Below are 12,194 nucleotides of genomic sequence, written 5' to 3' on the forward strand. Positions count from 1 at the left end.
ATCCGTCATCCCCTGGTCCGCACAGCACGTCCCAGCCGGCCGAGCGAACGGTCGGACACGGTGAGGAGGAAGAGCAGGGCCGCGCCGCCGAGCATGAACAGCGCGAGGCGGTGCAGCCCGCCCGTGGTGGCACCGTGCGGGAAGAAGGCGGCGTTCGCGGCCGAGGCCGCCATCGCGCCGAGGTACATGAAGGTGCGCAGCAGCCCGGCCGCCGAGGCGATGGCGGCCGGGTCCGCCTGATGGTAGAGGGCGGTCTGGGTGCCGAGCCCGATCAGCCCCTGCGAGACGCCCGCCAGCACACCGACCGCGATCAGCAGAGCACCCGGACTGCTCGCGTGCACCGACAGCAGGGCGGCACAGGCCGCGATCTGGCAGACGGAGCCGACCAGCAGCTTGCCGCGCACACCCGGACTGCGGCCGGTGACCCCGGCGGCCGTGAGCGCGGTCAGCGACAGCGGCAGCAGCACCAGTCCGGCGGAGGCCGCCGACAGGCCGCGCCCCTCCTCCAGCCACTGGGTGTAGCCGTAGAGGAAGGCGTAGACGGAGGTGCAGCCGAGGACCTGGCGCAGGTAGGTGGCGATCAGCGGGCGGTTGCCGGCGAGCGACCGCAGGTCGATGAAGGGGGCACGGGCCCGCCGCTCGCGGACGGCGAAGGCGACGGCCGCCAGGACGGCGAGCACCGGCAGGTACCAGCGCGCCGGGTCGGGCCGCATCAGGAACAGCATCAGGGCGAGCAGCAGGACCGCGAACAGCGCGATCCCGGCGTGGTCGAGGCGCTCCGGACGGTCGCGGTGGTCGCCGCGGTCGCGGTGGTCGGCGCGGTCGCGGTGGTCGCAGTGGCCGGACGCGTCTCTGCCGTCGGACCCGTCACCTCGGTCCGGACGGCCGGAGCGGCGGTCGGCGACGGGCAGCCGGGCCACGCCGAGCGCCAGACAGGCCAGTGACAGCGGGACGTTGACGGCGAAGACCGTCCGCCAGCCGCTCGCGCCGATCAGCAGACCGCCCAGGGTGGGGCCGACCACCGCGACGGTCTGGTTGGCGACGGCCAGCAGCGTCAGCACCCCGGTGGGGCTGGACTGCCCGGTCCGCTCGGCCTCGGTACGGGTCAGGTGCATCGCGGCCGGATAGGCCGCGGAGGTGCCCAGGCCGAGCAGCACCCGGGCGGCGATCAGCAGTCCAAGCGTCGGGGCGAAAGCGCCGAGCAGTCCGGCGAGGCCGACCAGGGCCGTCCCGGCGAGGTAGAGCCGGCGCGGCCCGTGGGTGTCCACGAGTCTCCCGATCACCGGCTGGCCGACGGCGGTGGCCAGGTAGAGCGCGGTGACCAGCCAGGCCGTCTCGGCGGGCGGCGCGCCGAAGGCGGCGCCCACGGGCACCAGGGCCACCGCGATCATCGACGAGTTGATCGGGTTGAGCATCGATCCGAGCACCATCGGTGCGATCAGCCGGCGGTTGAACCCGCCCTCCGGAGCGGGCAGTTGGCGGCGGGACCGGAGCCGGGCCAGCAGGGCGGACGGACCGGCCATCACCGGTTCAGCCGGTCCATCAGGGCCAGTGCCTCCAGTACGGTGGCGCGCTCGGCCTCGGTGTAGTGCTCCGCCATGGCCCGGGTCAGCCACTCCTGACGGGCCTGGCGGCTGTCCGCGACGTGGGCCAGGCCCGCCTCGGTGAGGCTGACCACTTGGCGGCGACCATCCTCGGGGTCCGGGCGGCGACCGACCAGTCCGTGCTGTTCGAGCACGGCGAGAGTGGCGGCCATCGACTGGGGACGGACCCGCTCGGCGGCGGCCAGCGCGCTCGCGGAGGCCGGACCGTCGTTGATCAGCCGACTGAGCACGGCGGTCTGGGAGGGGGTCAGGTCGCTGGTCCCGCTCGCCTCCCGCAGGGTGCGGCGCAGCCGGCTGAAGACGGCGCGCAGCTCGCGGGCGGCCAGTGCCGCGGTGTCGGGCGCCACGGCCTCGGCGGGGACTTTTCGGGCCGCGGCGGCCTGGGGGCCGGTTCGCTTCTCGGTCATGGCTCCACGGTAATTTCATCAGTCTGGACTGTCCAGTCTGGACTGAAGGATTTCCCGGGAACGGCGGGCCGGATAATGACGGCATGATCGACAATCAGCTCCGCGTCGTCCTCGCCGAGGATTCGGTGATCCTCCGGGACGGCATGGTCGAACTCCTCATCGCCCGTGGGTGCGCGGTGGTCGCCACCGCCGGTACGGCGCCCGAGCTGGTGGCCGCCGTCACCGAGCACCGGCCCGACGTGGCCGTGGTGGACATCCGGATGCCGCCCACCCACACCGACGAGGGCATCCGGGCCGCGGTGGAGATCCGGGCCGCCCTGCCCGAGGTCGGCATCCTGGTCTTCTCCCAGCACGTCGAGACCGTCTGGGCGGCCCGGCTGCTGGCGGCCGGCGCAGCGGGCATCGGCTACCTGCTCAAGGAGCGGGTGGCCCGGACCTCCGAGTTCGTGGACGCCCTGCACCGGGTCGCCGCGGGCGGCACGGCCCTCGACCCGGAGATCGTCAACGGCCTGATGCACGGCGGGCGGCGCAGCCGGGTGGACGCGCTCACCCCGCGCGAGCGGGAGGTGCTGGAGCTGATGGCGCAGGGGCACTCCAACCGCTCGATCGCCACGCTGCTGACGGTCTCGGAGCGAGCGGTGGAGAAGCACGTGGCCGCCGTGTTCGGCAAGTTCGACCTGCCCGCGACCGACGCCGACAACCGGCGGGTCAAGGCCGTGCTCGCCTACCTCGCGGAGAGCGGCGCCTCCTGAGTCGACGGACCCGGAACGGCGACACCCCAAGGTCGGCAACCCCGAGACCGGCGGCCCCGAACGCGATGGCCCTGAAGGCAACGGCCCTGAAGGCAATGACCGTGCCCCCGTCAGAGCCGGCCGGGCAGCTCGGCGCCGACCACCGTCGGCCCGCCGGGCGGGCTGTCCACCCGCAGCGTCCCGTCCACCGCCGCGAGCCGCTCGGCCAGGCCGGCCAGGCCGGTGCCCGCGCCGATCGCGGCGCCGCCGCGCCCGTCGTCGCGGACGGTCAGCCGGACCCTCCCGTCGGCCGCGGTCACGGTCAGCTCCGCCGACCGCGCGTCGCTGTGCTTGGCCACGTTGGTCAACAGCTCGGCCGCGCAGAAGTAGACGGCCCGCTCGACCACCTCCTCCGGACGCTCCCGCAGGTCCAGCCGGACGTCGACCGGCACCGGAGAGGTGGCGGTCAGCCCCGGCAGGGCCTGGGCCAACCCGCCGTCCAGTGCCACCGGGTGGATGCCCTGGGTCAGCCGGCGCAGGCCGGCGATGGTGTCGTCGGTCTGCCCACGGGCCCGGTCGACCAGGGTGCGCAGCCGCCCGAGGTCGGGCCCGCACGAGCCGGCCGGTCCGTCCGCGGAGGGAACACCCCCGGCCGGTCCGTCCGCGGAGGGAACACCCCCGGCCGGTCCGCCCGCGGAGGGAACGCCCTCCGCCAGGACGTCGTCGGCGAGTGACAGGGTGATGGCGAGCGCGACCAGCTGTGCCTGGGTGCCGTCGTGCAGGTCGCGTTCCAGGCGCCGCAGCCGGTCGGTGTTCTCGGCCAGCAGGGTGGCGCGGGCATTCTCCAGCTGACGCACCCGCTGCTGCGAGCGCGCCGGCCCGAGCAGGGCGCGGGCGAGCGCGCGGTCCGCTCCGCCGAGGGCGCGCACCGCGGCGGGGAGGACGACCAGCACCGCGAGGCCGACCGGGACCGCTCCCAGGTCCAGCAGGCCGATCGACCGCGGGCCCGGCTCCATCATCCGCACCCAGAGCGGGAAGCCCACCAGCCAGACGCTGCCGAGCGGCAGCACGACCACGGCGAGGAACCCGAGCACGCCCAGCGGCAGCCGCAGCAGGAGGTAGAGCAGCGTGCGCCAGGCCACCGGGTCGGTCAGCACCGCCCGGCCCCGGGCGAACACCCCGGACGGGCGCGGCAACGGCGGCGGCGCGGGCACCTCCTCCCGGAGCAGCCGCCCGACCAGCCACCGGTGCAGCCCGCCGAGCCGCCTCGCCCCGAGCAGCGCGGCGACCACGAACGGCAGGCCCAACACGGTGAGCGAGAGCAGCGCCCCGGCGTAGAGGACCGCGACGGCGTACGCCCCGCCGAGCACCCCGAGCGGCAACCCGAGCACCGAGAAGGCCAGTTCGCCGCCGCTCACCGACCGGTACCGCCGCCGCTCAGCCACCGTCCACCTCACCGTTCACCTCCGACCGGCCTCCGGCATCCACCAGCCACCTCCGGAGCCATCGCACCCACCTGTCCCTCCGTCCGGACGGCCCCGCGGACCACCACGGCACCGACCCGGCAGCCCGCCCACCGTCGACGCCCGCCTCGACCTCCCCCGTCTCATCGCCGTTCCCCGCCCGTCGACGCCACCGCCGAGCCGCCGACCGCCCACAGCCCCGTGCCCACGATCCCCGGTACCGTGAGCACCGCCGCTCCCAGCATCACCCGGGCGCAGGCCGCGCCCGGCACCACCGGGACCACCGAGCCCGTCACCGCCAGGCTGAACGCCCCCGAGGCCGCAGCCGCCACCGCCGCACCGAGAAGCACCCCGATCGCCGTGGTCAGGGCCGCCTCCACGGAGAGCATCCGCAACAGCTGCCGCCGCGTCGCCCCGACCAGGCGCAGCAGCGCGAACTCCCGGCGCCGCTCGGCGGTCAGCGCCACCAGGGTGTTGACCGTGGAGACCGCCGCGAAGCAGACCAGCAGTCCGAGCTCCATCTCGCGCAGCCAGATGTCGCTCTCCTTGGTGACGCTGGTCGCTGCACCCGTCGCCCGGGCCACGTGCTCCGCGGTGCTGGTCAGGGTCAGCATGGTGCCACAGAGCCCGACCAGCAGCGCGACCGGCACCACGGCCGAGGAGAGCCGGGCCGCGTAGCCGCGGAGGTTGGCGTCCGCCAGCCAGCCCGCCCTGGGCACGAGCGCCCGCACCGGGGCGCCGAGCACGACCGCCAGGCCCTTCGCCGCCACCGGCCCCAGCAGTCCGACCGCGATCAGCAGCACCAGCGAGCCGAGCAGCGCGGCCTGCCCCGCCTTGTCCAGCTCTCCGGCCGGCCGACTCGCGGCCAGTCGCAGCAGCAACCCGCCGCCGGCGAGCACCGCCACCCCGGCGAGCACCCGCAGCGCGCCCGTCCGCCGCGGCCCGCCCGCGCCCTCGGTCAGCGCGACGGCCGGGGCGGGCCGGGTGATCCGGCGGGCCGCGACCGCGGTGGCCGCCAGGCCGACCAGCAGGGCCACCCCGAACCCGACCAGCGCCGGCACCGGCGCCCCGGGTATGCGGAGCCCGGGTGCCGCCATGCCGCGCCGCTGGAGCGCGGCGAGGAACGCCCGGGCCGCGAGGAAACCCGCCAGGCCGCCCGGCACGGCCACCAGCAGGGCCGTCGCCACCACCTGCGCGCGCACCACCCGGCGGGCCTGACGGGGCGTCGCCGCGACGGTGCGCAGCAGCGCCAGCTCCCGGTGCTGCTGGCGCAGCGTGAAGCCGAGCGCGTTGACCACGACGAACAGCGCGACCAGGACGGCGATCTCGCCGAACGCACCGGCGATCAGCACCAGGCCCGGCCCGGACACCGTCGTCCGCGACACCGCGGCCGGTGCCGTGACCTGCGCGGCGACCAGCGACCCGAACAGCGTCACCGCCGCCACCGCCAGGAACAGCGCCGTTCCCAGCCCGGCGAAGGAGGCCGGACGGCGGCGGATCTGCCCCGCCGAGAGGCTCAGCACGGGACTGCTCACGGCGCTCACCCGCCCAACCGGCTCAGCCGCTCGCCGACCTGCGCGGCCGTCGGCCTGATCAGCTCGTCCACCAGCAGGCCGTCGGCGAGCAGCAGCACCCGGTCCGCGTACCCGGCGGCGACCGGGTCGTGGGTGACCATCACACAGGTCTGTCCGTCGACGTCGACGCCCGCGCGCAGCAGGCCGAGGACCTCCTGCCCGGTGGCGCGGTCCAGTGCGCCGGTCGGCTCGTCGGCGAACAGCACCTCCGGCCGGGAGACCAGGGCCCGGGCTATCGCCACCCGCTGCTGCTGACCGCCCGACAGCTGCCCGGGCCGGTGCCGCTCGCGCCCGGCCAGCCCGACCCGGGCCAGCGCCTCCCGCACCCCGCCCCGCTCCGGCGGCCGCCCGGCCAGCCGCCCGGGCAGCTCGACGTTCTGCGCGACCGTCATCGCGGGCATCAGGTTGAAGGCCTGGAACACGAACCCCACCCGGGTGCGGCGCAGCTCCGCCAGCCGCCGTTCGGGCAGCCCGGACACCTCGGTGTCGCCCCACCGCACGGTGCCCCTGGTAGGGCGGTCCATCCCGGCCAGGCAGTGCAGCAGGGTGGTCTTGCCGGATCCCGACGGCCCCATCACCGCCGTGAACGTCCCCGGCGCGAAGCCCACCGACACCCCGCGCAGCGCCCGCACGGCCGCCGCGCCGCGCCCGTACTCCCGGTGCAGCCCGACCGCGCTCAGGGCCGCGCCCGTCGTCCCGTCGTTCGCCGCCGTGGTGGCGGCTGTCGTCATCCCGTTCATGCCCTCCATCGTGGGCGTCCGGGGCCGGGAGATCGATTGTGCTGGCACCCGAATCCGGGGTTCGGAAAACCGAACCCCGCAGGTGGTGCTACGCCCCCTCGGGCCGGTCGCGGCACTGCCGGGGCCGGCTCCGGAGCGCTCCCGCCCGGTGGCCGTCCCGTGCTGCGGCGCGGTCGGCGGCCCGAACGGTTCGACCGCGACCGCCGCCCGCAGGCGGTCCTTCGAGCCGTCCCGCAGGGCGGGGACGGACGCCCCGGCGGGCCCCGCCACGGTCCGGCGCGCCCTCCCCTCGTCCACCCGTCCCCACCCCGCCTCCCGTCGAATCCGCCCGACGGGGAATCATGATCCGGTGACCATCGACCTGCTGCCCGGCCGCGGCCTCCGGCTGCCCGCCCCGGGCAGCGAGCCGCACCAAAGGAGCCGTTCTCCTCCGGCTCCCGCCCCCGCTCCGCCCCCTCCGAGCACGACGCACCGACCGAACAAGCCGCACCCACCGGGCACGACGCACCCATCGAGGCCGCCGCATGATCCCCTTCCCGACCGGCACCGCCACCGGTCCGCACGACGCCGCCTACCTGCCCCGCCGCCGGCTGTCCCCGCGCCCGGCCGAGCGGCCGATCACCGCACCGGTCCCCAAGCTCGGCGGCGAGCCGTGCTGGCTGGCCGAGCCCACCTGGCCGCTCGCCCCCACCACCGGCGAACCGCTGGTGTTCATCGGGCAGTTCCCCGTCCCGGGCGAGCCCGCCCGGCTGGCGTACCTCTTCCTGGAGGAGGAGGACGAGATCATGGGCGGCCTCGACCCGGAGCGGGGCGACGGCCTGTTGCTCGTCCAGCCGGGCGGGCGCATCCCGCCGTTCGCCGTGATCGGCCCGCCCGGCACCCGGGGCCGCACGCTCTGGCGCTGCGAAGCCGACGGCGAGCGGACCCCGGTCGAGTACCACCTGGACGTGGTGCCGCTGTCGGACGACGTCGACCGGGCGATGGACCAGCGGGCCGCCTTCCAGCGGTTCCGGCGCGACGAAGGCCCCGAGGTGCCCTTCCCGGACGGCGACCACGTGCACGACCACCTCGGCGGAGACCCGTCCTACGCGAACGGCCGGGCCCGGGTCCCGGCGCCCTGGCAGTACCTCTTCGCCCTCGCTGACGCCCCGGACGAGGGCGATCCGTACTTCCTCAACTTCGGTTACGGCAACGGCTTCGGCTTCCTCAGCCCGGACGGCCTGGAGGGCCGGTTCTTCTGGGAGGCGTCGTAGCCGGGCCCGCCCCTCCGCCTCCCCCTCCCTCCCCCACCCACCCCCACCCCCACCCACGGGAGTCACCATGACCACCACCCCTCTGACCGTCGCCGTCCTCGGGCCGGGCGGTGTCGGCGGACTGATCGGCGGGCTGCTCGCCCGCGACGGCCACCGGGTCGTCTGCCTCGCCGGCGAGGAGACCGCGGCCGCCGTCCGGCGGGACGGACTGCACGTCCGCAGCGGCCGGTTCGGCGAGTTCACCGCCCGGGTCGAGGCCGCGACCGAGCTGCGCGAGCCGGTCGACGCGGCCTTCGTGACGGTCAAGGAGACGGCGCTGGCCGCCGCCCTCGACCGGATGCCCCCAGGGGTGCTCGGCACCGGGATCGTGGTGCCGCTGCTGAACGGCCTGGACCACATGGCGCTGCTGCGCGAACGCTACCCGGCCGGGCGCGTGGTGGCCGGCACGATCCGGGTCGAGACCACCCGGACGGCACCCGGGAGGATCGAGCACACCAGTCCGTTCGCCGCCGTCGAGCTCGGCGCGACCGCCGAACCGGACTCCCCCGTGGCCGGGTTCGCCGAACGGCTGCGCCACACCGGGCTGGACGTCACGCTGCGCGAGGACGAGACGGCGATGCTGTGGGGCAAGCTCTCCTTCCTCGCCCCGTTCGCCCTGCTCACCACCCGCCACGCGAGCGGGATCGGCGCCGTGCGCACCGAGCACCGGGCCGAACTCCTCGCGGTGCTGGACGAGATCACCGCCGTCACCCGGGCGGTCGGCGCGCCGGCGGACGCGCAGGCACTGCTCACCTCCTTCGACCGCCTCCCCGCGGCGATGAAGTCCTCGATGCAGCGCGACGTGGAGGCCGGCCGGGCGACCGAGCTGGACGCCATCGGCGGCGCCGTGCTGCGGGCGGCCGACGCCCACGCCGTGGCCGCCCCGACCATCGCCCGCCTGGTGCGCGAGCTGTCCGGGTCCGCCAACCGGTAGGGCCGGGAGAGGCGTTCACCCCCCGCACGGCGTCCGTGGGGTGAACGCTCGCAGGTCTTCCCTCACATGGCGGAACATCAGCTTTTACGGCAGGGCAAAGACTTTCCCAACGGTTCACCTGGTCTTCCGGAACCTCCGCGCGGCGGAACGGCGTTGATACGGCGGGAGGGATAGAGACATGACAAGGAAGCCGTACCGATTGGCCGCCACCACGCTCGCGCTGCTCCTCGCAGCCCCACTGTTCACCGCGTGCGACGCCGACAAGGCCCTGGACTGCGGAAAGCGGGCGATCAGCCTCACCGGCGACGTCCAGGACCTCGCCGATTCGGCGATCAACGTGGGGCAAATCACCGACGAGAACCGCCGCAACCACACCGTGGAGGCCTTGCGGAAGGTCGCCGACGACGCCAAGAAGATCCGCCAGGACGGCGGGGACAAGATCGACCCCGCGGCCGACCGGCTGGCCAAGGCCGTCAACAACGCGATCGACCAGGTCTCCAAGGGCAAACAGCCCGACTTCAAGCCGATCACCGACGCCGCCGGCGACATAGGGAAGGCCTGCGCCGACTCCTGACGCCGGCGCATTTCCCGGCTTCCGTACCGCCCATCGCCCGCTCCACCGGCTCCCGGCCCGGCTCGCAGTCCGGCCGGGAGCGCGATGGGCTCGCCGGCCGTCGCGGACCCTGCCGCATCGTTCGCGGGTGCCGACCGCCCGCGCCGCTGCCACGACATGCGCAGGGGCCATCCGCTGGCGGCACGGGGCGGCCAAGACCGCCCCGCAATCCGCTCCCACCCGGCCGCACTCCCCACTCCCGGGCCGTTGACCAGCGGGAACGGAGAAGTCCGGCTGGAGTACCCGCCAGGAGGTACGCGGCGGGCCGCCCGCCGCGCCCCGGCCGCGCCCGGGCGCTGGAGCGCACATCCACTCGGCCGCCCTCGGCCGGGGCGCCGCCCCGGCGGGCCCGACCATGCCCCCCGACCACGGGACAGGACCCCCGAACACGCTCGCCACGGCGCGCCGTCCGGCGGATGTGCCAGCGGCACGGGCCTGCCGAACGAGACCACCGCAGAAAGCCCGCAGAACCCACAGAACACTTTCGAATAAAGCGAGTTGACGCTCAGTCAGTTCTCATGTGGAGTGAACATGACGCCCTGGCCGGTGTCGCGCGCCCTGGGGTACGGGGCCGGTCGGCCGTGGCTGCCATCGGCGCAAAGGGGGAGCATCCTGATGGCATACGCGAAGGGTTATGACGTCTCCGACTTCCAGTCGGGCATCCCGGGGGACGCGGAGTTCGTCTTCATCAAGGCCACCGAAGGCGGCCACACCGGCCAGTCGGGGTACACCGACAAGCTCGCGGACGCCCGGGGGCGCGGACTGGTGGTCGGGCACTACCACTTCCTGCACGCGGAGAACCCGGTCGACGGTGAGGTGGAGCACTTCTGCCGGATCGTGGGGCAGGTGCCCGCGGGCGAGCTGCTGGTGCTGGACTTCGAGCCGTACGGACAGTCGGTCGGCGACGGCGACGCGACCGAGGCGAAGAACCGGTGGCTGGCGGCGGTCAAGCAGCGTTACCCGGACCGCCTGGTCGGGCTCTACACCAACCGGGACTACTGGTTCCGGACGGACGACAACGCCGGTGACTTCCTGTGGATAGCGGACTACGTGTCCGCGGGTTCGCCGCGCATCCAGGCGTCCTGGCGCTTCCACCAGTACAGCGACGACCCGCTCGACGCGGACGTGTTCAACGGCTCGCTGGACGAGTTGCGCGCGTGGGCCGGCGCGGGCCGGGCCCCGGACCCCGAGCCACCCACGCCGACCCCAGGACCGCAGTCGCCCGACTGGCCGGGGCTCCAGCTGGTGCCCCGGGACCAGTGGGGCGCGCGGCCCTGGCGCGAGCCCAACGGTTCGATCCCGTACGCCGGTCCGCGCGCCGGAGTGAAGGTGCACTATCTCGGCACGGCGTACACCTTCGACAGCCATGACACCTGCCCGGCCTACGTACGGCGCCTCCAGGCCTCGCACATGGACGACGACGGCTGGTCGGACATCGGCTACAGCTTCGTGGTCTGCGAGCACGGCCACGTGTTCGAGGGCCGCGGGCTGAACCGGCGCAACAGCGCCAACGGCGACGTCCCGCTCAACGAGGCGCACTACGCGGTGTGCGGGCTGGTCGGCTCCTCCGGCTCGACCGTGCCCACCCCGGAACAGCTCAACGGGCTGCGGGACGCGATCGAGTACTGCGAGCAGCAGGGCCCGGCGGGCCCGGAGATCAAGGGGCACCAGGACGGCTACTCGACCGACTGCCCCGGCCCGGCGCTGTACGCCTGGGTGACGTCGGGTGCGCCGCGCCCCTCCGGCACGGTGGTCACCCCGCCCCAGCAGCCCGCGCCCCAGCCGGACCCGACCCCGGCCCGGTACCAGAACAGCGTCGGCGGCCTGCCGTACGGCTACGGCGCGCACGGTCCGCAGGTCACCCTCGTCGGCGAGGCGCTGGTGGCGGCGGACTTCGGCTCGCACTACAACCAGGGCCCCGGCCCGGACTGGACCGACGCCGACACCCTCAACTACGCCGACTTCCAGCGCAGTCTGGGCTACTCCGGCGGGGAAGCGGACGGCGTGCCCGGCGAGGCCTCGCTGCGCCGGCTGCTCGGCGGGGCCGTCCCGCTGGCCGAGGTGTCGAAGTCGAGGGTGGTCGCGGCGGCCCGCCAGGACCCGGACGCGGCCCAGGGCGCCACCACGTACCCGGACGACGTGTACACGGTGGAGCTTGCGCTCGTCGCCGATGGGCTGCTCGACCGGCAGTGGGCCGACGGCTCGTTCGGCACGAGGACCGTCGACGCCTACGCCGAGTTGCAGCGCCGGTACGGGTACAGCGGGCAGCAGGCGGACGGCATACCCGGCATCAACTCGCTGACCCGGCTCGGCCAGGCGCACGGCTTCACCGTCGCCGGCTGACACCGGCCGAGGAGGACAGATGTACCAACTCGCCCTGTCCCTGTGGCGCACGTGCGTGCCCTACATCGTCGCGTTCCTCGTGGTGCAGGCCGCGCGGCTCGGCATCCACCTGGACAACGCCTCCGTCACCTCCGCCCTGGTCACCGGCTTCGGCACGGTCTACTACGCCGCGTTCCGGTTCCTGGAGCACCGGTTCGGCGCGAACTGGGGCTGGTTCCTGGGGGCGGCCCGGCCGCCGTCCTACCAGCCGCCGGTCCCCGCGCCCACACCCGCGCCGACCCCGGCCGCACCTGAGCCGACGCCCGCCGCACCCGCACCTACGCCCATGCCCACACCCGCACCGGCTCCGGCTCCGGCTCCGGCTCCGACACCCGCAGCGACGCCGCCGGACCCCGCGCCGGCCCGCCCCGACTACCGGAACCTGCCCGAAGGCGGCTGACGGGCACCAGCACAGGGGTTGCGGAACAGCACATTCCGAAACCCCGAAAACAGG

11 protein-coding genes are annotated in these 12,194 nt (G+C 74.8%); 6 read left to right on the forward strand and 5 right to left on the reverse strand.

The window, feature by feature from the left end:
• Positions 1-5: 5 nt before the first annotated feature.
• A complete protein-coding gene (locus ACWGJO_RS05675) occupies positions 6-1,523 on the reverse strand; it encodes an MFS transporter (RefSeq protein WP_452182303.1) in 1,518 nt (505 codons plus the stop codon).
• Entirely contained in the window at positions 1,523-2,011 is a 489-nt protein-coding gene (locus ACWGJO_RS05680) for a MarR family winged helix-turn-helix transcriptional regulator (RefSeq protein ID WP_452182304.1), read from the reverse strand. The genes ACWGJO_RS05675 and ACWGJO_RS05680 overlap by 1 nt, the downstream gene beginning before the upstream one ends.
• 83 nt (positions 2,012-2,094) lie before the next feature.
• Here ACWGJO_RS05680 and ACWGJO_RS05685 point away from each other — a divergent pair, with 83 nt between their 5' ends.
• The gene (locus tag ACWGJO_RS05685; protein ID WP_452182305.1) at positions 2,095-2,763 is read left to right on the forward strand and encodes a response regulator transcription factor; all 669 of its coding nucleotides are present in this window, start codon (positions 2,095-2,097) and stop codon (positions 2,761-2,763) included.
• 110 nt (positions 2,764-2,873) lie between these two features.
• On the opposite strand, the gene ACWGJO_RS05690 is transcribed toward ACWGJO_RS05685, so the two are convergent.
• From ACWGJO_RS05690 to ACWGJO_RS05700, 3 genes are all read right to left on the reverse strand, one after another.
• Positions 2,874-4,187 (reverse strand): sensor histidine kinase, encoded by a 1,314-nt coding sequence (locus ACWGJO_RS05690; protein ID WP_452182306.1) that lies wholly within the window; start codon positions 4,185-4,187, stop codon positions 2,874-2,876.
• A gap of 161 nt (positions 4,188-4,348) precedes the next feature.
• Positions 4,349-5,740, reverse strand: coding sequence for an FtsX-like permease family protein (locus tag ACWGJO_RS05695; RefSeq protein WP_452182307.1), 1,392 nt, complete (start codon positions 5,738-5,740; stop codon positions 4,349-4,351).
• 5 nt (positions 5,741-5,745) lie between these two features.
• Entirely contained in the window at positions 5,746-6,510 is a 765-nt protein-coding gene (locus tag ACWGJO_RS05700) for an ABC transporter ATP-binding protein (RefSeq protein ID WP_452182362.1), read from the reverse strand.
• 533 nt (positions 6,511-7,043) lie between these two features.
• On the opposite strand from ACWGJO_RS05700, the gene ACWGJO_RS05705 reads away from it, so the two are divergent.
• From ACWGJO_RS05705 to ACWGJO_RS05725, 5 genes are all read left to right on the forward strand, one after another.
• Positions 7,044-7,772 (forward strand): hypothetical protein, encoded by a 729-nt coding sequence (locus ACWGJO_RS05705; protein WP_452182308.1) that lies wholly within the window; start codon positions 7,044-7,046, stop codon positions 7,770-7,772.
• 67 nt (positions 7,773-7,839) lie between these two features.
• Entirely contained in the window at positions 7,840-8,745 is a 906-nt protein-coding gene (locus tag ACWGJO_RS05710; RefSeq protein ID WP_452182309.1) for a ketopantoate reductase family protein, read from the forward strand.
• A 178-nt stretch (positions 8,746-8,923) separates the two neighbouring features.
• Complete coding sequence (locus ACWGJO_RS05715; RefSeq protein WP_452182310.1) at positions 8,924-9,319, forward strand: hypothetical protein; 396 nt, start codon at positions 8,924-8,926, stop codon at positions 9,317-9,319.
• 654 nt (positions 9,320-9,973) lie between these two features.
• Positions 9,974-11,701 (forward strand): peptidoglycan-binding protein, encoded by a 1,728-nt coding sequence (locus tag ACWGJO_RS05720; protein WP_452182311.1) that lies wholly within the window; start codon positions 9,974-9,976, stop codon positions 11,699-11,701.
• 19 nt (positions 11,702-11,720) lie between these two features.
• A complete protein-coding gene (locus tag ACWGJO_RS05725; RefSeq protein WP_452182312.1) occupies positions 11,721-12,140 on the forward strand; it encodes a hypothetical protein in 420 nt (139 codons plus the stop codon).
• The last annotated feature ends 54 nt before the right edge of the window (positions 12,141-12,194 follow it).

This window comes from Kitasatospora sp. NPDC054795, assembly GCF_053611565.1.

What these genes read in the sequence shown, in the direction of transcription:
- ACWGJO_RS05680 (WP_452182304.1), bottom strand. Translation starts at nt 2,011, where the DNA reads ATGACCGAGAAGCGAACCGGCCCCCAGGCCGCCGCGGCCCGAAAAGTC.
- ACWGJO_RS05700 (WP_452182362.1), bottom strand. Translation starts at nt 6,510, where the DNA reads ATGACGACAGCCGCCACCACGGCGGCGAACGACGGGACGACGGGCGCG.
- ACWGJO_RS05720 (WP_452182311.1), top strand. Translation starts at nt 9,974, where the DNA reads ATGGCATACGCGAAGGGTTATGACGTCTCCGACTTCCAGTCGGGCATC.
- ACWGJO_RS05710 (WP_452182309.1), top strand. Translation starts at nt 7,840, where the DNA reads ATGACCACCACCCCTCTGACCGTCGCCGTCCTCGGGCCGGGCGGTGTC.
- ACWGJO_RS05715 (WP_452182310.1), top strand. Translation starts at nt 8,924, where the DNA reads ATGACAAGGAAGCCGTACCGATTGGCCGCCACCACGCTCGCGCTGCTC.
- ACWGJO_RS05705 (WP_452182308.1), top strand. Translation starts at nt 7,044, where the DNA reads ATGATCCCCTTCCCGACCGGCACCGCCACCGGTCCGCACGACGCCGCC.
- ACWGJO_RS05675 (WP_452182303.1), bottom strand. Translation starts at nt 1,523, where the DNA reads ATGGCCGGTCCGTCCGCCCTGCTGGCCCGGCTCCGGTCCCGCCGCCAA.
- ACWGJO_RS05685 (WP_452182305.1), top strand. Translation starts at nt 2,095, where the DNA reads ATGATCGACAATCAGCTCCGCGTCGTCCTCGCCGAGGATTCGGTGATC.
- ACWGJO_RS05725 (WP_452182312.1), top strand. Translation starts at nt 11,721, where the DNA reads ATGTACCAACTCGCCCTGTCCCTGTGGCGCACGTGCGTGCCCTACATC.